Below are 18,879 nucleotides of genomic sequence, written 5' to 3'. Positions count from 1 at the left end.
TTTACGATTTCAATCACTTGGCGTTAACCGCATATTTACCCTGTTCAGTAACCATAAGGACAAGTTTTTAGCGTTCACAGGTAATCGAGTATCCCATGTCCCTAGTACGTCTTGCACATGAGTTGCCTATTGAGGCCCCACGTACCGCCTGGCTCGACTCTATCATCAAGGGTGATTGCGTTGCCGCTTTGGAGCGTCTTCCTGATCATTCGGTGGACGTCATTTTTGCTGATCCTCCATACAATCTCCAGCTTGGTGGCGATCTGCATCGCCCGGACCAGACCATGGTCAACGCTGTTGATGATCATTGGGACCAGTTTGACAGCTTTCAGGCTTATGACGCGTTTACCCGCGCATGGCTGATGGCTTGCCGCCGTGTGCTCAAGCCAAATGGCACGATCTGGGTCATCGGTTCGTATCACAATATTTTCCGTGTCGGCTCACAGCTTCAGGATATCGGCTTCTGGCTGCTCAACGATGTGATCTGGCGCAAGACCAACCCGATGCCAAACTTCCGTGGCCGTCGTTTTCAGAACGCGCATGAAACGCTGATCTGGGCTTCGCGTGACGAAAAGGGCAAAGGCTACACCTTCAATTATGACGCTATGAAAGCGGCGAACGACGATGTTCAGATGCGCTCTGACTGGCTGTTTCCGATCTGCACAGGCTCGGAGCGCCTGAAAGACGAGAACGGCGACAAGGTGCATCCGACCCAAAAGCCGGAAGCTTTGCTTGCACGCATTTTAATGTCGTCGAGCAAGCCGGGCGATGTCATCCTTGATCCGTTCTTCGGCTCGGGCACAACGGGTGCAGTTGCGAAGCGTCTTGGTCGTCATTTTGTCGGTATTGAGCGTGAGCAGGACTACATTGATGCTGCGACTGCACGCATTGCTGCCGTCGAGCCGCTTGGCAAAGCCGAACTGACCGTTATGACTGGCAAGCGTGCTGAGCCACGTGTCGCTTTCACCTCGATCATTGAATCAGGACTCCTGCGTCCGGGTACGGTTCTGTCTGATGCGCGTCGTCGCCATGCAGCGATTATTCGTGCAGACGGAACTCTGGCGGCCAATGGCGAAGCAGGTTCCATTCATCGCATTGGTGCGAAAGTACAAGGCTTTGATGCCTGCAATGGCTGGACTTTCTGGCACTACGAAGAAGCAGGTGTGTTGAAGCCTATCGATGATCTGCGCAAAGTCATCCGCGATGAAATGGCAGCAGCAGGCGCATAAAATATACAGAACTTAATATCGGACGACCTCCAACAAAGTCTGATGAAAAGACCCTCGAAGCAGTCTGCTCCGAGGGTCTTTTTTGTCGATTTATTTAGAACGAGAGGCCGAGGGCTTTCAAATCATCTGCAAGCTTAGGTGCACCGGTAAAGTGCACAGCTTGCCAGCCAGCAGCTTTTGCACCATCAACATTGGCTGGACTGTCATCAATGAACAGCGTTGCAGCCGGGTCGAGATCAAAGCTTGCGACATGATGCTCATAAATCTCACGGTCTGGCTTCAACATCCGAATATCGCCTGAAATCGTAACACCACGGCTTTCGGTCAGGAACGGAAAGCGAGCCTGTGCTTCGCGCAGCGTATCGGAGGCAAAATTCGTGAGCATCGTCACGTCGTTGCCTTGTGCAATCAATCCACGCAGGATCGCAACGCTGTCTTCGTAAGCGTGCGGAACCATAAGATTCCAGTTTTGCCGGAATGTTTTGATGTGATCGCTGCGCTCAGGATGATCATTGATGAGCAGAGCTTCGGCGTCTTGCCAGCTACGCCCGCGATCTTGTTCGATATTCCATGCGCCGGTGCAGATATTCTCCAGAAACCATTGGCGTTCAGCGGCATCCGGGATTGTTTCCAGATAAGCGAGTTCTGGATCGTAATGCAAAAGCACTCTACCAATATCGAAAACAACGTGCCGGACTGGAGTGGTCAAGGTTTCTTCCTTCCCTTTTTGAATGCTTCTGGAATAGCAGCCGTGATTGCTTTTTTCATGACGGTGGGCAGTGCCTCGCCTTCAAGCTCTGAAGGGGAAGACCACCAGCCATCAATATCATTGCGTTTGGCCGTATTGTTGAGTGAATAGACAGACAGGCGCAATTCAAAATGCGTGAAGATATGCGTGATGCTGCCTGCCGACTGCCAGCTGGCAGGAAAGGGCGCGGCATCAATCGTTGCGTCGCCGTCAATGCGTGCGGTCCATGCGCTGCCGGGAACTTCGCTCATACCAGCTAGCAAGCCTTCGCCCTTGCGCTTTCGCAGCAGCACCGATCCATCCTCGGAAATTGCGATAAAAGCAGCACCAGTTCGCACCGGCTTTGCCGTTTTCGGCGCTTTAACTGGAAAAGTTTCCGGATCGTGGTGTGCAAGCGCTTCGCAATCATCATTGACCGGACAAATGGCACACGCAGGGCGGCGCGGCGTACAAATGGTTGCGCCTAAATCCATGACAGCCTGCGCAAAATCGCCGGGTCGATCATACGGTGTCAACTCGCCCATGCGAATGCGAATTTCTGCTTTTGCAGCAGGTAGGGGAGTGTCGATAGCATAGAGGCGCGAGATAACGCGCTCAACATTGCCGTCCACAACTGCCGCAGGTTCTCCAAATGCTATCGCTGCAATAGCCGCTGATGTGTAATCGCCGATACCCGGCAATTCCTTTAGCTGAGATGCGGTTGAGGGGAATTCGCCGTTATAGTTTGCAGCAATAAGATCGGCACATTTCTTGAGATTGCGCGCGCGTGAATAATATCCCAAACCTGCCCAAGCACGAAGAATGTCATCTTCACTCGCCGCTGCCATAGATGCGACATTCGGCCAGAGTGTAACGAACTTGTTGAAATAGGATTTGACTGCTTCAACGGTTGTTTGTTGCAGCATGATTTCGGATAACCATACGCGATAGGGATCAGCCTTGATGCCGCGCGCTTGTTCTGGTGGTGTCACACGCCAAGGCAAAATGCGGTGATGGCGGTCGTACCAACTGATAATTGCCTTGCTGCGGTCGAATTTAGCTGTTTTGAGCATGGATATTGTTTGATCGCTTTTCACGGGGCAGCTAGTAATTTCTATGTACCTTTAAATTTTGGGAGTTGATTTGAAATTCAAGTGCTTTTGATATGGCGCTTTATGATAGATAAGGCTGTTACAAGGCAAATAAATGTTGAAGAAAGATAATTCGTGAGCAACTCGGTTCCTGTCTACGTCATTAATCTAGCGCGTTCTGCGCAGCGATGGGATGATGTTAAGAAGAGTGCCGATCAGTTTGGGATTGAACTGCGACGCGTCGACGCCGTTGAAGGCAAATTGTTAAAGCCGGACGAACTCCAAAATTTTGATGTAGCGGGTTTTCGTCGACGTCATGGCAAGATCGCACTGCCGGCGGAAATTGGTTGTTATTTTAGTCATATTAAAGTGTTGGAAACGATTATTGCAGCACCCGAAAATCATGCCGTTATCGTTGAGGATGATGTACGGTTTTCATCAGATTTTTTGCCGTTTGTTTTAAGCTTATCAAAAATGAGCGGTTGGGATGTGGTTAAACTCGTTAATCACCGAACGGCAGCATTTCGCCAGTTTGGTTTGGTGAATGGCCGATATTCAATTGGTCGCTGTTTGCATGGACCACTTGGTAGTTCGGCCGCTTATTTGGTTACCCGGGACGGAGCCAGAAAACTACTAGCTGCAATAAAACCAATGTCGCTGCCCTATGATGTTGCACTGGAGCGTGGCTGGGCAGGGGGCTATGAGATTTTTGTAACAGATCGGCCGTTGGTGGAGCTTCCCAATGTCGCGCTTTCAACGATCGCAGATAGTCGCGAGACATACGCTAAGGCACGTTTGCCAGCATATAAAAGGATAAGCACCCTATTCTTTAGAGCAACTGACTATATCAGGAGAATCGCTTACGCTTTGCGAATAAAGCGATTGGTAGGGGTAGAGAAATGAGCTTTTTGAAAAAATCGTTTCTGCTCCGGAGAAGGATAGACGGCTGGGCTTTGGCCGTTGGTTCCGCGGCGATGCCAATAAGGCTGGGGCTGGGGCCGGTTGTGCTTTTTCTTTTCTCGTGTCTTGGTATTTATTTGGCGATTGCCCGACACAATACGACACGGCTGTTTGCGAAAAAATTCTATATTTTCATTCTTCTTTATGCTGTTTGGTCTCTTGGGCTTATTCTTTATCGTGGAGAGCCATTCTCCGGTAATCGTCAGATTAGCTACACAACATTAATCGCCGTTTTTGCTTTTGCAGGCGCGGGTATGGTTCTTATCAAAGATCCCTTGCGTTTCTATGTCCTTGGAGCGCGAGCAGGCGTTATTCTGACCATACTGGCGGTTATTTATTTGGTGTTTACCGAAGGTGGTCGTATTGGCGTTGGCGGCAATCAAGCCGTGTTTGCTTTTGTTGCAGGGGTTGCGGCGATTTCCGCCGCTATTCCTGTTTCCAAAGCGCCACGGTATCTGCCGAACGGGCCACATTGGCTGGTTCTTGGATTTGCAGCCGTGCTGACCTCTGAAACGCGCGCCGTGATCGTTGTTTTGCCGATATTTGCAGCTCTCGAAATCGCACTTTTCTTAAGGAAATATAATCTCAGGCAACAGGGCGCGGTCTATATGGCGCTCATGGCGGCACTTGCTGCGCTGATTGTTGTCGGGCCTTTAGGTGATGTAATTTCCAAGCGCTTTGCAGGAATGGTCGAATATTACGACAGCGGCGATAGCTCAAAATGGGAAGATAAGCTCTCTGCCGATATTCGGGAGGTAATGTGGAAAAGCGCAACTGTGATTATCAAGGAGCATCCGATCACAGGTGTTGGATCCTACGGCAAGATGGATATGGTGAGACAGCAGGCGGGTGAGCAGGCGCCGATGCTTGAAGGCTTCCGACATGTGCACAATACAGTGCTAGATGAACTGCTGAATGACGGGATTGTCGGCCTGTTTTTTATGTTTGCAGCTTTTATCGCGATCTTCATTTATCTGTGGCGAACTGCGGATAGCTGGGCAATGCGGCGAGCGCTGATTTATTTCGCCTTTGTATGTGCCAGCTATGGCATGCTGCATAACCCATTACTGCATGAAGTCACAATCGCATCTACTATGTTCTTCATCGCTGCGTTAAATGCTGCGGCTTCAAGGCGTGTTATGGCGCTGCGTCGCGCTGGCCTTACCAACTACATGTGCAGGAAATGATACTTATGAAAGCGATAGTGACGGGCGCCGCTGGCTTCATCGGCTACCACACAGCAGCGCGCCTTTTGGATGAAGGCTGGCAGGTTATTGGCGTTGATAATCTGAATGATTATTATCAGGTAGATCTCAAAGAAACACGTCTGTCTAAGTTGACTGCGCGTGACGGTTTCCGCTTTGCACAGGCTGATATTTCCGATGCGGCAGCCTTTAATGCTGCTATTGGCACTGACCGCGATGCCGATGTGATCGTGCATCTGGCGGCACAGGCAGGTGTCCGCTATTCCATCGAAAATCCTGCTGCCTATGTCTCCGCAAATGTCATGGGACAGGTGAGTGTATTTGAAACGGCCCTGAAGCTCGATAAACGTCCACCTGTCGTCTATGCAAGCTCATCGTCCGTCTATGGCGCCAACGAAAAAATTCCGTTTTCGGAAACCGATGCGGTTGATCATCCTGTCTCGGTCTATGCGGCGACTAAGCGATCAGGCGAGCTTCTGGCGGTCTCTTACAAGCACGTGCACGGTCTGCACTCGACCGGTCTGCGCTTCTTCACGGTCTATGGTCCATTTGGTCGTCCCGACATGGCGCCTTGGCTGTTTACGTCAGCAATTCTCAAAGGCGAACCGATCCGCGTTTTTAACAATGGCGAAATGCAGCGCGACTTCACATTTGTAGACGATATCGTAAGTGGTGTTTTGGGCGCTGTTAAAAGGATATTGGAACAGCCAGCAGATACGGCTCCGGTCTATAATCTTGGCAATAATCGCCCCGTGATGCTCAATGATTTCATTGCAGCGATCGAAAAAGCATGTGGCAAGCAAGCCATCCGCAAGCTGGAGCCGATGCCCGCTGCTGATGTTCCTCGCACCTATGCGGATATTGCACTGGCCGCACGCGATCTCGGCTTCAGCCCCCAAACCACGCTTGATGAAGGTATTCCTTTGTTTGTTGATTGGTTTCGCGGCTATAATGGAACGCGATGAACGAGCGCAAACCAAAACGAGGCTTTCGCCCGCTGGCTGATATGACATCTGGTCTGATGGACCCGATGTTGCAAAAGCGTGCGGGGATCAGCCTCTCATTGCTGCAATCGTGGGAAGATATTGTTGGTCCGGCAATAGGAAGCTCTTCGCGGCCGTTGCGTATTTTATGGCCTCGACGTTTGAGCGATGACGATCCTTTCAGTCCGGCCACTTTGATTATCGCGTGCGAAGGTTTCGCTGCTTTGCAGATCCAACACGAAACTGGAGAAATCATCAGCCGCGTGAACGGCTTTCTCGGTTTCTCTGCGATTGGTCGTATCAAGATCGAGCAGAAGCCGCCCGCGCTTGATTTTAGACGCAAGCCAAAACGCTTTGCGCCTCTAGCACCGTCGGAAGAGCGGCGCATTGATAAGGCGACTGACGGTATTGAAGATGATGCGCTGCGAGCGGCTCTTGCTCGACTTGGTAAAAATATACTCGCAGAGAAACGATCAACGAAGAAGTGATTGGCCTGCCATAAATTCGATTCAAGACTATTGTTGAACTTCATTTGATCACGTGAGGGCTGGTGAATATCGGCTGGTCGCTCTAAATTGTCTTTAAAAGTCAACATTCAAACAGGACTGGATGATTCGTATGCCTGCAACGCTTAACCGCAGACATGTTATTTCTCTTGCTGGCGCAGCTGCCGCAGGACTTGCTTTTAGCGGCAATGCGAGCGCTCAGTCACGCAGCGCTGAAGCAACTGTCGACGCTGCCAAGGTTGCTGATCCGGGCAAGATTAAAGACATGGTTTATGGCAAGGCCGATGCGCCTGTTACCATCGTGGAATATGCATCGCTGACCTGTTCGCATTGCGCAGATTTCGCTATCAACACCTTGCCGACTATCAAAGAAAAATACATTGATACCGGTAAAGCGAAGCTGATTTTCCGCGAATTCCCATTCGATCCACGCGCGACCGCCGCTTTTATGCTGGCGCGCTGCGCACCGGAAGACCGTTATTTCCCTATGGTTGAAGTGTTCTTCAAGCAGCAGCAACAGTGGGCTGGCGCAGCCGATGGTGAAGCTGCACTGCTCCAGATTGCGAAACTTGCAGGTTTTACACAGGAGTCGTTCAAGGCTTGCTTGACGAACCAGCAAGTTCTCGATGATGTGAGGGGAACCATGGAACGCGGATCGACGGAATTTGGTGTGAACGCCACGCCAACTTTCTTCATCAACGGACAGAAATATGCTGGAGCCCTTTCGGTTGACGAGATGTCGGCAATCATTGACAAGCTGCTCTAAGCCGCCTTTCGGCATGAAAAGCGGACGCTTCATTGCGTCCGCTTTTTGCGTTTCTGAGGGAGGCGCTTACTGATGCGTTTCTCTAAACTGCGCCTTGTTGGTTTCAAGTCCTTTGTCGAGCCGATGGAGTTCGTCATTGAGGGCGGGCTGACGGGGGTTGTCGGGCCGAATGGCTGCGGCAAGTCCAATCTCGTTGAAGCGCTGCGCTGGGTGATGGGTGAAAACTCATACAAAAACATGCGCGCTTCCGGCATGGACGATGTGATTTTCTCCGGTTCTGCTACGCGTCCGGCGCGTAACACGGCAGAAGTTACTCTTTTTCTTGATAATTCCGACCGCTCGGCACCTGCGGCCTATAATGATCAGGACGAATTACAGGTTTCACGCCGCATTGAGCGCGAAGCAGGCTCCGTCTATCGCATCAACGGCAAGGAAGCGCGCGCCAAGGATGTGCAGCTGCTGTTTGCGGATCAATCGACGGGGGCTCGCTCACCGTCCATGGTGGGGCAGGGCCGCATTGGTGAACTCATTCAGGCTAAGCCACAGGCGCGGCGCGCGCTGCTCGAAGAGGCAGCTGGTATTTCTGGCTTGCATACGCGCCGCCACGAAGCGGAGCTGCGGCTGCGTGCAGCCGAAGGAAATCTTGAACGTCTTGAAGATGTAGTGGGCGAACTTGGCAGTCAGATTGAAAGCCTGAAACGTCAGGCGCGTCAGGCCAATCGATTCAAGGCACTATCAGCCGATATGCGTCGCGCTGAGGCATCTTTGTTGCATTTGCGCTGGTCGCAGGCGAAAGCGCAGGAAGGCGAAGCACAAAGCGTATTGGCACAGGCAACCACCGTTGTTGGTGACATGGCACAGGCGCAGATGAATGCGGCGCGCGAACAGGGTGTTGGCGCACATAAATTGCCTGAACTGCGCGAGGCAGAGGCCAAAGCCGCCGCTGCATTGCAGCGTCTTTCTATTGCCCGCACGCAGCTTGACGAAGAGGATGACCGCATTCGTTTGCGCCGTGCCGAGCTGATGAAGCGGCTTGAGCAACTCACGTCAGATATTGCGCGTGAAGAACAGATGGTGCGTGAAAACGCAGATATTCTGGAGCGGCTGGACGAAGAAGAGCAGGAACTGATTGCTTCTAACGAAGCATCTGGTGAGCGCGATGAAGAATTGCGTGCGATCTTTGAGGAATCGGAAATCCGGTTGCAGGACAGCGAAAACTCGCTGGCCCGCGTGACAGCGGAACGCGCAGAGGCCACCGCTGAGCGCACACAGATCGAGCGCGTTTTGCAGGAAACGCAAAGTCGTCGTAACCGTTTGGCAAGCCAGATGGAGACAATAGAGCGCGATATCGCGGCGGTTGCTGAACAGATTGGCGGATTGTTTGATCCTGCTGAAAAGCGTTTGGCGGTTGAAGCTGCAACGGATGCGCTGGCAGCCTCTGAAGATATGGTCATTGCAGCTGAAGAACTTGTCGGTGCTGCGCGTGAGCAGGAAGCGGCAAGCCGCCAGCCGCTCAATGAAGCGCGCACGGAACTCAATCGTGTGGAGACCGAAGCGCAGACACTGGCGCGTATTCTCAATGCGGGTGAAACGGGACAGTTTCCGCCGGTTGTTGAAGAATTGCAGGTTGAGAAGGGCTATGAAATCGCCCTTGGTGCAGCATTAGGTGAAGACCTAGATGCCGCAAGCGATGCTAATGCGCCAGTTTTCTGGGCCTATAATCCGGCAATACAAAGTGACCCGGCTTTGCCAGAAGGCAGTACGCCGCTTGATCGCTTGGTGGAGGGGCCGCAGCAATTGCGCCGCAGACTGGCGCAGGTCGGTGTGGTCTCCGATCAGGACGGCCAACGTTTACAGGCGTCGTTACGCCCTGGTCAGCGGTTGGTTAGCAAAGCTGGTGCATTGTGGCGCTGGGATGGTTACACAGCAAGCGCTGATGCGCCAACGCCTGCTGCACAGCGACTTGCCCAGAAGAACCGCTTGGCGGAACTTGAGCAAGAGGCAGTGAATGCCCGCGCGCGGGTTCAGTCTGCGGAGCAGGCTGTGCAGCGCTTTGAAGTGGCTGTGCGTCAAGCTGTGGAGAATGAACGCGTGGCGCGCGATTCATGGCGCGCCAATCAGCGCAGGCTGGATGAGGCGCGTGAAGCTTTGGCTGCAGTGGAGCGTGCTGCTGGGCAACTGGCGACTAAGCGCGCTGGTCTCGAAGAGGCCAAGTCTCGTCTCGAAGAAAATCTCGAAGAAGCACAGATCCGCGTCGTTGAAGCCGAAGACCGCCTCAATGAAATGCCGGATATGGATGCAATTGGCGAACGTCATTCGGCGATGACTACGGAAGTCCAGTCGGATCGCGTGCAGCTTGCCGAAGCGCGCGCGGCTTATGAAGGGCAGCGACGTGAAGCGGACAATCAAGCCCGTCGTCTCGCGATGATTGGGCTTGAGCGTCGCAACTGGGCGTCGCGCGCAGAAAATGCTGCACAGCAGATTGCGGCCCTGAATGATCGTCGTGCGGAAACAGCCGATGAAGCGGAGGCGCTTGCCGAAGCACCCGAGGAGATTGAGAGCCGCCGTCGTGCATTGCTCAATGAGCTTTCAGACGCCGATGGGCGCCGCAAACAAGCGGCCGATATTCTGGCGCAAGCGGAGACTGCGCAGGCAGAACTCGACAAGGCTGCAACGCTTGCAATTCAACATCTTGCGACCAGCCGCGAACAGCGTGCGCGTGCGGAAGAGCGTCTGACAGCTGCGGAAGAACGCCGCAAGGATACCGAAGCACGCATTGCCGATGCATTGAACTGTGCGCCACATGAAGCCATCCGTCACACGGGCTTAAAGCCTGATGACCGTATGCCTGACCCCGATCAGCTTGAACGCCAGCTTGAGCGCTTGCGTATTGAGCGCGAGCGCTTGGGTGCGGTCAATCTGCGTGCAGAAGAGGAAAGTCAGGAGCTTTCTGCACGTCTTGAGGCGATTATTTCTGAGCGCGAAGACGTTATTGAAGCAATCAAAAAACTGCGTCAGGCGATCCAGAGCCTTAACCGTGAAGGGCGTGAACGTTTGCTGGCGGCGTTTGATGTGGTGAATGCGCAGTTCCAGCGTCTGTTCACACATCTTTTTGGCGGCGGTACTGCGGAATTGCAGTTAATTGAAAGCGATGATCCACTGGATGCTGGCCTTGAAATTCTGGCACGCCCACCCGGCAAAAAGCCCCAAACCATGACGCTGCTTTCAGGCGGCGAACAGGCGCTGACTGCAATGGCACTGATTTTCGCCGTGTTCCTGACCAATCCGGCACCAATTTGCGTGCTGGACGAAGTGGATGCACCGCTCGACGATCATAATGTCGAGCGCTATTGCAATCTTATGGATGAGATGGCGGCTTCAACCGAAACGCGTTTTGTGGTCATCACGCATAATCCAATTACGATGGCGCGCATGAATCGCCTGTTCGGCGTAACCATGGGCGAGCAGGGTGTGAGCCAGCTCGTTTCGGTTGATCTTCAGACCGCAGAGCAATTGCGCGAAGCGGTCTGATCCTTGCAGCTAAGTTAGCTTATTATTCCTCATCGTCGCTTTCGTCTTCGTCATCATCGGCTTCAATGATTTGCCAGATGAACTCATGAAGACGTTCTTCAATGCTTGCTCTGGAAGCACCTGATGCTTCCATGTCGCGCTTGATTTTGAAGAACTGATCCTTGTCGGATTGCGACAGGTATTTAGCGGCGGATTCAAGGGATGACAGAGATGTGGACATGGCTGTTGTTACTGTCTTGTTTGGTCAAATACTAGAGTTTATCAGCGCGCTCTATACGTCACGGTCATTTTTGCGCCCGTGAATGCATGATCTGCAAGCTTGCCCGGTTCCAGATCATTGAGGCCGATTGGCGTTGGTTTGTCGAAATGCAAATCCAGTGTGAAGAAGCCGTTCGGATGCGGCATATCCTGGACAAAGCGCAGCAGAGATTTTCGGGATGAAGCATCAATCTGATTGTCCGGCATGGCTTCGACAGATTTGCTCACAATATCACGCAGACGCGCAATATCGACTTCTGGGTCGCTCTCACCAGTCTCAGTTGGTAAGGCGGCGTAATTGGCAAGAAGGGGCAAAGCGAGGCTTTCCCACAACCCCTGATTATCGAGGCGTATGCGCAAATGAGAGAGCGTGGCGCTCGGATTGGCGGTGAGGCTTCCAACAGTTGAATCAACCGGCAGGTTGATCTCGGCAGACAATGACGCCTTGCCCATCTTGGTGCTGTTAATCTCTGCATTTTGGATATGGAGATAACCGTCTTTCGGATTGAAGCGATAAGAAGCGCTGAAATCGATTGGCCATTGCTGAATTGAGGTGATGTAGTCCGATACTTTGCTGCCGCTGTTTATCGTCATACGCATACCATCAACGGCTATGCGTCCCCATTGCGGGACGGTTTTGTTCAGATCAGGTGCCTCAGAAAGATAGTCTTGAAACCGGTCAACTTCCAGAATGGCTCTCTCGATCGTCCAGCCCATCAAATGCATGGTGTGATAAATGCTGTTCGACACGACGCAACCATCAGGAATATCTCTGACGGCATAATCCTTGGCGGGCGTGAGAAGGCTCATTCCTTTTAGAAATTCTTCACACTGACTGAGTGGCACATTTTCAGGTGCTGGCACTTCTGTTCGGGCAAAAGCAGAGGTTGCAGCGAGGGAAAGCAGAACAGTTGGAAGAATGAAGCGCATGTCACCAAATTCTCTTTGAATTAATAAGATGCGCCGCATCATTTACAAATGGTCGCTGCTGTCAACCAGCGACCATGATGTTGTTAGTTCTCGCTCCAGACTGCAAGCTCATTGCCAGCAGGATCAGTGAAGTGAAAACGACGCCCACCCGGAAATGTAAAGATCGGTTTTACAACAGTTCCACCGGCTTCGGTGACGGCCTTTAGTGTTTCCTCAAGCTGTGCGGAATAAAGGACAGGCAATGGCTTGCGCGTCGCTTCCGGGTCTGCATCGAAACCACCATCCAGACCTTCCGCAAAGGCGGAATAGGTAGGGCCATAATCAATGAAAGACCAGCCAAACGCGCGCGCATAAAAACTTTTGGCACTATCCAGCGAACCATTGCCCGCGGGCATTTCCAGATAATCGAGTTTGCCGGTGATACGCATAGTCAACTCCACATGTTCTATTTTTGTTCTTATTTTTGCCGCAAGACGCATGAAGAGTCAATCGTTGCTACAGCTTAAAAGCCGTCTAATCGATTCTATTACGAGCCTTTGTCTTTTTTGATTGGCAGACAGTGACTTGATCGCATAAGCACGAAGAGAGTTTCTGCAAGCCTGTGGAAAACCACAGACATTGCGGATCGTTACCTGCGCATGGGAGGCCAGAATGGCAAAGTGGGTGTACGCATTCGGTGATGGCAAGGCAGAGGGCGCTGCGAGTGATCGCAACCTTCTCGGCGGCAAAGGAGCGAATCTGGCTGAAATGAGCAGCCTTGGCTTGCCTGTGCCGCCCGGTTTTACAATCACCACAGAGCTGTGCACCTCTTATTACGACAATGAGCGCACCTATCCTGCTGAGCTGGACCAGCAGGTACAGACCGCTCTTGATCAGGTGGCGAAGCTAACCGGACGCGTGTTTGGTGGCGCGGAAAAGCCGTTGCTTGTGTCGGTGCGTTCGGGTGCGCGTGCATCCATGCCGGGCATGATGGATACGGTTCTGAACTTGGGCCTCAATGATGAAACCGTGCAGGCAATCGCACGTGAGGCAGGCGACGAACGCTTTGCCTATGACAGCTACCGCCGGTTCATTCAGATGTATTCGGACGTCGTGCTGGGCGTCGATCATGGCTTCTTTGAAGAAATTCTTGAAGACAAAAAAGCCGATCTCGGCGTTGAGGTCGATACGGCTTTGAGTGCGGATGACTGGAAAGATGTGATCGCGCTTTATAAGGAAAAGGTCGAGGAAGAACTTGGCCAGCCTTTCCCACAAGACCCGCATGAGCAGCTCTGGGGTGCTATCAGTGCGGTTTTTTCAAGCTGGATGAATGCGCGAGCGATTACCTATCGTCGTCTGCATAACATCCCGGCGCAATGGGGCACAGCAGTAAATGTGCAGGCCATGGTGTTTGGCAATATGGGCGACACCTCTGCAACTGGCGTTGCTTTCACACGCAATCCATCGACGGGTGAAAAGAAGCTCTATGGCGAGTTTCTGGTTAATGCACAGGGCGAAGATGTGGTGGCAGGCATTCGCACACCGCAGAACATTACAGAAGAAGCGCGCATTGCAGCGGGTTCTGATAAGCCTTCTCTTGAAAAAGTCATGCCGGAAGCTTTCGCCGACTTTCTGAAAGTGGCAGATCGGCTTGAACAGCATTACCGCGATATGCAGGATCTGGAATTCACCATTGAGCGTGGCAAGCTCTGGATGCTGCAAACCCGTTCGGGCAAGCGCACGGCAAAGGCTGCACTCAAAATGGCTGTTGAGATGGCCGCAGAAGGTTTGATAACGGAAGAAGAAGCCGTACTGCGTATTGATCCAGCAGCGCTGGATCAGCTTCTGCATCCGACCATTGATCCGCGTGCCGAGCGCATTGTCATCGGACAGGGCTTGCCGGCTTCACCGGGAGCTGCGACGGGCGAAATCGTGTTCTCATCGGAAGATGCTGAACAGGCAAAGGCTGAAGGCCGCAATGTCATTCTGGTGCGTGTCGAGACAAGCCCGGAAGATATTCATGGTATGCATGCGGCTGAGGGCATTCTGACCACGCGCGGCGGCATGACCAGCCATGCGGCAGTGGTTGCACGCGGTATGGGCAAGCCTTGCGTGTCGGGTGCAGGTTCGCTGCGCGTTGATTATCGCAATGGCATCATGCTTGCAGCAGGTCAAACCTTCAAAAAGGGTGATGTGATCACCGTTGATGGCAGCAATGGTCAGGTGCTGAAAGGCAAGGTCGCCATGTTGCAGCCAGAGCTTTCGGGTGATTTTGGCAAGCTGATGGAGTGGGCGGACAAAACGCGCCGCATGAAAGTGCGGGCCAATGCTGAAACGCCAGCAGATGCGCGCACTGCGCGCTCTTTTGGTGCAGAAGGCATCGGGCTTTGCCGCACTGAACATATGTTCTTTGAAGGCGAGCGCATTATAGCTATGCGCGAGATGATCCTTGCCGATAAGGAAGAAGGTCGTCGTGCGGCTTTGGCCAAGCTGCTGCCAATGCAACGCTCGGACTTTGTCGAGCTGTTTGAGATCATGAAAGGCTTGCCTGTTACGATCCGTTTGCTTGACCCGCCTTTGCACGAGTTTCTGCCGCGTACCGACGAGGAAGTGGCAGAAGTGGCAAACGCTATGGGTGTGGACGCAGAGAAATTGCGCGAACGTGCCGATAGCCTACACGAGTTCAACCCGATGCTCGGTCATCGCGGTTGTCGCTTAGCGATTTCTTATCCCGAAATCGCTGAAATGCAGGCACGTGCGATCTTTGAAGCAGCCGTTGAAGCGGGCAAGAAGACCGGTGAGCATGTGGTGCCGGAAGTTATGGTGCCGCTGGTCGGTCTCAAGGCAGAGCTTGATTTCGTCAAAGCGCGCATCGATGCTGTGGCAAAAGAAGTGATCGGCGAGTCCGGTGTTCAGATCGACTATATGGTCGGCACAATGATCGAATTGCCGCGGGCGGCTTTGCGGGCTGCTGAAATTGCGGAAACGGCTGAGTTCTTCTCATTCGGCACCAACGACCTCACGCAGACGACATTTGGCATTTCGCGAGACGATGCTGCACCTTTTCTTTCGACCTATCAAAGCCGTGGCGTGATCGAGCAGGATCCATTTGTTTCGCTCGATTTCGATGGTGTGGGCGAGTTGATCCAGATTGCCGCCGAGCGTGGACGCAAAACACGCGACAAGCTTAAGCTTGGCATCTGTGGCGAACATGGCGGTGATCCGGCTTCTATTGCTTTCTGCGAGCAAACAGGTCTTGATTACGTGTCCTGCTCGCCATTCCGGGTGCCGATTGCACGTCTTGCTGCAGCTCAGGCGGCGGCGCGGAACATAAGTGCATCCTGAAAAGAGTGAAGCAGTTTTTTGACAAGATGCCTGTAATAAATGCATGCCATAATTCGGCTTTGGTTCTGGCGCTGTAAGTGCCAGAATTTTTAATTATCGGGGCAACAATGTTTCGTCAGTTGTTAGCGGCGGGGGCCGCTTTGGTTTGCTTTAGCACTGTGTCCAACGCCTATGATGCGCTGCCACAGCAAGAAAAGCATCAAAAGATCAGTATCGTGGAGCCGCAACTGCGCATTGCGAAGGGCGGCGCTGCAGCGCCGCAAGTAGCACTGACGCTTGATGCCTGTATGGGGAAGACGGATCATCGTATTCTGGACGTGCTGGTAGAGAACCGCATTCCAGCGACAATTTTTGTCACTGCGCGCTGGTTGAGGCAGAATGCTGAATCTTTTGCGGTAATGAAGGCTCACCCCGAACTCTTCGATATTGAAAACCACGGCAATATGCATGTGCCAGCCATTACCAATGTGCCGACCATGTATAATATCAAAACGGCAGGGTCGCTGGATGCTGTTCGATCCGAGATTGATGGCGGTGCGGATGCTATTGCCAAATCGGGTGCATCAAAGCCGCAATGGTATCGAGACGCAACAGCACGTTATTCAACCGATGCTGTGAAGCTCGCGGAAACGATGGGTTACAAAATCGGTGGCTATTCGCTCAACGGCGATCAGGGTGCATCTTTGCTGGCACCGGTCGTTGCAAAGCGTATTGCGGCGGCGCGTGATGGCGATGTCATCATTTCGCATATCAACCAGCCGACACGTTCGGCGGGTGAGGGTGTGGCCAAAGGCATTCTGGCGCTTCAAGCCAAAGGCATGAAATTTGTAAAGCTGCGCGATGTTGAGACGACCATGGAGCTTAATCCGGTGCCTGCACATAATTTGCACGCTGTAGCGCCTGCGACAATTGCAAAACCAAAGACTGGCGATTGATACTGTCAGCCGCCGTTTGTCGTCTTGCCGTTCGGTGTCAGGCTTTTCATAACATCTGCATAATTGCGACCAAGGCTTACAAATAAAGCATTTTCACCAGTGGGTGGAGCCACTGAAAGCGTGGTTCCATCATGGCCTAATGTCACAAATACAACCTGATCGTGCGGTTGTCCGGCAATGGCAATCGCACCTATGCGCTGTGCCTGAGTGGTGTCCAGCGCTGGCATGTTGAAAAGAACTTCGCCGCCTACGCGCTCGGCTGCCTTGGCAAGGGCTGTGTCAAATCCTTCGATGAAAACGTCGATGGCGCCAAGAGCAAATTCAAGCTCGACAGCTTCCAGCGTCATGACATCCTGCTCTGCTTGCGCAGTGCTGGGTGTAGCTGGCATATGGCCATTATGAAGGGTGCGATCCATGTCGTCCTCTCCGACGATTCCTAAAGAAGCCCCCATATACGTAATCATGCCTTCCGTTAGAAGTTGCTGCAATAGCTTTTATATTGATTTAACTCTATTTTTCCCGACTATTTTTATAACTGGTTAAATTCACAGGGTAGAGCGAGCCTTTTTCTTTTGCGCTTGAACAGTCTCTGTTATGCATGGACGTGCTCCAAACGCAGTTGGGAACCCGCATGAAAAAGCTTCGCTATCAGCGCCGACAGTCGCGCTCCGCAATATGGGCATTGCGGCTTGGCGTGTTCGCCATGGTTTTTTCGACGATTGGTTTTATCCTGCACCGGTTTGGCAAAATAGAGACGCCTGACTTTGTGCTGCTTGCAGTCGTCGGTGGCATCTTTGCGATTTTAGCACTGATTTTCGCGGCGAAAGGGCTACGCAATCTATGGGTGAATGGTGACAAGGGCGGCGCGCGCTCATTCTGGGCATGTTTTCTTGCATTAACTGTTTTGTTGCCAATCTGTTTTGTTGCTTCACTTTGGTATAGCTCGCCGCCGCTCTATGATCTGACGACCGATTTTGATACGCCGCCTCAATTCCCTTCGACAATGCCCGCGCGCCTTGCACGTATGAATGCACTGCCGTTAGAGATTCAGGGCGATATGCTGGGGCAGATGTCTGCCTATCCTGATGTGATAGGACGCCGTTATGAAGCCGCACCCGATCGGGTGGCGCAAGGTGTCGAAAATACGCTGAAGGCCTTCGGTTGGGAAAAGATCGGGCGCGATACGCCGCTGACCGCGCAGAACGCCACACGATTTGCAGCAACAGCGCATAGCACCATTCTTGGGTTGAAAAGTGACGTTGTTATCCGCCTGCTGGATGAGGGGGAAACGACTTATGTCGATATGCGATCTGTCTCGCAGTACGGCGAGCGGGATATGGGCCTGAATGCTGCCTTTGTCACAGAATTTCTGTCAGCGCTCGAAGGTGAGGTTAACAAGGCACCCGCTGATGTGCAGTGATCAGCGTGGCTGATAGATGCCGCTGATCGATGGAAAGCCATCCGTGGTGATCTCTCCGCGACTGACCAGATCTTCCAGGTGAGCGAGAACAGAAAGTGCGGCTGCTCCATGCAGGCGCGGGTCCGTATCGCGATAGATCGCTTTGACCATATCGTGAATAGTGCGATCACCCTGAAGAATTCTCTCTAATATCGCCCGTTCGCGCATTTTGCGATGCGCGCGCAAGCCACGCACGAAGGCTGCCGGTTTGGTGACAGCGCCGCCATGGCCGGGCAGATATATGCTGTCGTCGCGCTCCAGCAGCTTTTCAAGCGAGGTCATGTAATCGCTCATCGATCCATCGGGTGGCGCTACAATCGATGTTGCCCATGCCATAACGTGATCGGCGGAAAACAGAAAACCTGTTCCCTCTAAACCGAAGGCCATGTGGTTAGCGGCATGGCCGGGCGTATGTATGCCACGCAACGTCCAGCCATCGCCATCAATTGTTGCGCCATCGTTTAGCGCTATGTCTGGCATAAAATCCGTATCTGCACTTGCTTCAAGCATGTTCACTTCGCCACTGTAATAGGGGCGGGAGGGGCGATGCGGACCTTCGGCAACAACAAGCGCGCCAGTTTCGTGTTTTAGTTGCTGTGCAAGCGGCGAGTGATCGCGATGGGTGTGGCTTACAAAAATATGGCTGACCGGACGTCCGGCGATAGCTGCGAGAAGTGCCTGATAATGCGCTTCATCTTCCGGGCCGGGATCAATGACGGCAAGCGTATCGGTGCCGACAATATAGCTGTTTGTACCATGAAAGGTAAAAGCACTCGGATTGTTAACGGTCAGGCGTAAAAGACCTTTACTCACGGCAACCGGAGTTCCATATTCAGGCAGAAAGCTGCCGTTGAAATCGAGTGCCATTGAATAGTCCCCATTGAATAATCATAGTTCTTTGGTTTTATGGTTAAACCGGATTAAAGTTTATGGTGTTGGGTTTCAAATGGATTATCTGGCTTGTTAGCGGAAATA

The 18,879-nt window shown here is 52.6% G+C and carries 17 protein-coding genes; 10 read left to right on the top strand and 7 right to left on the bottom strand.

What is annotated here, in order from left to right:
• Window positions 1-95: 95 nt before the first annotated feature.
• Window positions 96-1,229: a site-specific DNA-methyltransferase gene (locus ACOZHT_RS02255; RefSeq protein ID WP_339508064.1), complete on the top strand. Its 1,134-nt coding sequence runs from the start codon at window positions 96-98 to the stop codon at window positions 1,227-1,229.
• Between the two features lie 94 nt (window positions 1,230-1,323).
• On the opposite strand, the gene ACOZHT_RS02250 is transcribed toward ACOZHT_RS02255, so the two are convergent.
• Both ACOZHT_RS02250 and mutY read right to left on the bottom strand, forming a co-directional pair.
• Entirely contained in the window at window positions 1,324-1,938 is a 615-nt protein-coding gene (locus ACOZHT_RS02250; RefSeq protein ID WP_339508065.1) for an HAD family phosphatase, read from the bottom strand.
• Window positions 1,935-3,029, bottom strand: coding sequence for an A/G-specific adenine glycosylase (gene mutY, locus ACOZHT_RS02245; protein WP_339508067.1), 1,095 nt, complete (start codon window positions 3,027-3,029; stop codon window positions 1,935-1,937). The genes ACOZHT_RS02250 and mutY overlap by 4 nt, the downstream gene beginning before the upstream one ends.
• A gap of 153 nt (window positions 3,030-3,182) precedes the next feature.
• On the opposite strand from mutY, the gene ACOZHT_RS02240 reads away from it, so the two are divergent.
• The 6 genes from ACOZHT_RS02240 (at window position 3,183) to smc (ending at window position 10,998) form a co-directional block, all read left to right on the top strand.
• Window positions 3,183-3,950, top strand: a complete 768-nt coding sequence (locus ACOZHT_RS02240) for a glycosyltransferase family 25 protein (protein WP_339508069.1) — start codon at window positions 3,183-3,185, stop codon at window positions 3,948-3,950.
• Entirely contained in the window at window positions 3,947-5,194 is a 1,248-nt protein-coding gene (locus tag ACOZHT_RS02235) for an O-antigen ligase family protein (protein ID WP_339508070.1), read from the top strand. Before ACOZHT_RS02240 ends, ACOZHT_RS02235 begins: the two co-directional genes overlap by 4 nt.
• Before the next feature lie 5 nt (window positions 5,195-5,199).
• Entirely contained in the window at window positions 5,200-6,177 is a 978-nt protein-coding gene (locus tag ACOZHT_RS02230) for an SDR family NAD(P)-dependent oxidoreductase (RefSeq protein ID WP_339508071.1), read from the top strand.
• On the top strand, window positions 6,174-6,683 hold the full coding sequence (locus ACOZHT_RS02225) for a DUF721 domain-containing protein (RefSeq protein ID WP_339508072.1): 510 nt from the start codon (window positions 6,174-6,176) through the stop codon (window positions 6,681-6,683). Before ACOZHT_RS02230 ends, ACOZHT_RS02225 begins: the two co-directional genes overlap by 4 nt.
• Before the next feature lie 130 nt (window positions 6,684-6,813).
• Window positions 6,814-7,467, top strand: coding sequence for a DsbA family protein (locus ACOZHT_RS02220; RefSeq protein ID WP_339508073.1), 654 nt, complete (start codon window positions 6,814-6,816; stop codon window positions 7,465-7,467).
• Between the two features lie 72 nt (window positions 7,468-7,539).
• Complete coding sequence (gene smc, locus ACOZHT_RS02215) at window positions 7,540-10,998, top strand: chromosome segregation protein SMC (protein ID WP_421565300.1); 3,459 nt, start codon at window positions 7,540-7,542, stop codon at window positions 10,996-10,998.
• Between the two features lie 22 nt (window positions 10,999-11,020).
• On the opposite strand, the gene ACOZHT_RS02210 is transcribed toward smc, so the two are convergent.
• The 3 genes from ACOZHT_RS02210 to ACOZHT_RS02200 all read right to left on the bottom strand — a co-directional run bounded on the left by ACOZHT_RS02210 (window position 11,021) and on the right by ACOZHT_RS02200 (window position 12,614).
• The gene (locus ACOZHT_RS02210; RefSeq protein WP_339508075.1) at window positions 11,021-11,218 is read right to left on the bottom strand and encodes a hypothetical protein; all 198 of its coding nucleotides are present in this window, start codon (window positions 11,216-11,218) and stop codon (window positions 11,021-11,023) included.
• Window positions 11,219-11,259: 41 nt separating this feature from the next.
• Complete coding sequence (locus ACOZHT_RS02205; protein WP_339508076.1) at window positions 11,260-12,186, bottom strand: hypothetical protein; 927 nt, start codon at window positions 12,184-12,186, stop codon at window positions 11,260-11,262.
• A gap of 83 nt (window positions 12,187-12,269) precedes the next feature.
• The gene (locus ACOZHT_RS02200) at window positions 12,270-12,614 is read right to left on the bottom strand and encodes a VOC family protein (protein ID WP_339508077.1); all 345 of its coding nucleotides are present in this window, start codon (window positions 12,612-12,614) and stop codon (window positions 12,270-12,272) included.
• A gap of 223 nt (window positions 12,615-12,837) precedes the next feature.
• On the opposite strand from ACOZHT_RS02200, the gene ppdK reads away from it, so the two are divergent.
• Both ppdK and ACOZHT_RS02190 read left to right on the top strand, forming a co-directional pair.
• A complete protein-coding gene (ppdK, locus tag ACOZHT_RS02195) occupies window positions 12,838-15,510 on the top strand; it encodes a pyruvate, phosphate dikinase (protein ID WP_339508078.1) in 2,673 nt (890 codons plus the stop codon).
• A gap of 107 nt (window positions 15,511-15,617) precedes the next feature.
• On the top strand, window positions 15,618-16,445 hold the full coding sequence (locus tag ACOZHT_RS02190; protein ID WP_339508079.1) for a polysaccharide deacetylase family protein: 828 nt from the start codon (window positions 15,618-15,620) through the stop codon (window positions 16,443-16,445).
• Between the two features lie 5 nt (window positions 16,446-16,450).
• On the opposite strand, the gene ACOZHT_RS02185 is transcribed toward ACOZHT_RS02190, so the two are convergent.
• A complete protein-coding gene (locus ACOZHT_RS02185) occupies window positions 16,451-16,861 on the bottom strand; it encodes a hypothetical protein (protein ID WP_339508080.1) in 411 nt (136 codons plus the stop codon).
• A 215-nt stretch (window positions 16,862-17,076) separates the two neighbouring features.
• Between ACOZHT_RS02185 and ACOZHT_RS02180 the strand changes: the two genes are divergently transcribed.
• The gene (locus tag ACOZHT_RS02180) at window positions 17,077-17,865 is read left to right on the top strand and encodes a DUF1499 domain-containing protein (RefSeq protein ID WP_339508082.1); all 789 of its coding nucleotides are present in this window, start codon (window positions 17,077-17,079) and stop codon (window positions 17,863-17,865) included.
• Here the strand turns inward: ACOZHT_RS02180 and ACOZHT_RS02175 are convergent, their stop codons facing one another.
• Complete coding sequence (locus ACOZHT_RS02175; protein WP_339508083.1) at window positions 17,866-18,771, bottom strand: MBL fold metallo-hydrolase; 906 nt, start codon at window positions 18,769-18,771, stop codon at window positions 17,866-17,868.
• Between the last annotated feature and the right edge of the window lie 108 nt (window positions 18,772-18,879).

The organism is Ochrobactrum sp. EDr1-4 (genome assembly GCF_049199085.1).
GTDB lineage: Bacteria > Pseudomonadota > Alphaproteobacteria > Rhizobiales > Rhizobiaceae > Brucella.
This window is presented reverse-complemented; position numbering and strand designations above follow the sequence as displayed.

Bases quoted from the DNA above. Each gene is read 5' to 3' on its own strand.
- ACOZHT_RS02255 (WP_339508064.1), top strand. From the start codon at position 96: ATGTCCCTAGTACGTCTTGCACATGAGTTGCCTATTGAGGCCCCACGT.
- mutY (WP_339508067.1), bottom strand. From the start codon at position 3,029: ATGCTCAAAACAGCTAAATTCGACCGCAGCAAGGCAATTATCAGTTGG.
- ACOZHT_RS02235 (WP_339508070.1), top strand. From the start codon at position 3,947: ATGAGCTTTTTGAAAAAATCGTTTCTGCTCCGGAGAAGGATAGACGGC.
- ACOZHT_RS02230 (WP_339508071.1), top strand. From the start codon at position 5,200: ATGAAAGCGATAGTGACGGGCGCCGCTGGCTTCATCGGCTACCACACA.
- ACOZHT_RS02225 (WP_339508072.1), top strand. From the start codon at position 6,174: ATGAACGAGCGCAAACCAAAACGAGGCTTTCGCCCGCTGGCTGATATG.
- ACOZHT_RS02220 (WP_339508073.1), top strand. From the start codon at position 6,814: ATGCCTGCAACGCTTAACCGCAGACATGTTATTTCTCTTGCTGGCGCA.
- smc (WP_421565300.1), top strand. From the start codon at position 7,540: ATGCGTTTCTCTAAACTGCGCCTTGTTGGTTTCAAGTCCTTTGTCGAG.
- ACOZHT_RS02210 (WP_339508075.1), bottom strand. From the start codon at position 11,218: ATGTCCACATCTCTGTCATCCCTTGAATCCGCCGCTAAATACCTGTCG.
- ACOZHT_RS02205 (WP_339508076.1), bottom strand. From the start codon at position 12,186: ATGCGCTTCATTCTTCCAACTGTTCTGCTTTCCCTCGCTGCAACCTCT.
- ACOZHT_RS02200 (WP_339508077.1), bottom strand. From the start codon at position 12,614: ATGCGTATCACCGGCAAACTCGATTATCTGGAAATGCCCGCGGGCAAT.
- ppdK (WP_339508078.1), top strand. From the start codon at position 12,838: ATGGCAAAGTGGGTGTACGCATTCGGTGATGGCAAGGCAGAGGGCGCT.
- ACOZHT_RS02190 (WP_339508079.1), top strand. From the start codon at position 15,618: ATGTTTCGTCAGTTGTTAGCGGCGGGGGCCGCTTTGGTTTGCTTTAGC.
- ACOZHT_RS02185 (WP_339508080.1), bottom strand. From the start codon at position 16,861: ATGGATCGCACCCTTCATAATGGCCATATGCCAGCTACACCCAGCACT.
- ACOZHT_RS02180 (WP_339508082.1), top strand. From the start codon at position 17,077: ATGAAAAAGCTTCGCTATCAGCGCCGACAGTCGCGCTCCGCAATATGG.
- ACOZHT_RS02175 (WP_339508083.1), bottom strand. From the start codon at position 18,771: ATGGCACTCGATTTCAACGGCAGCTTTCTGCCTGAATATGGAACTCCG.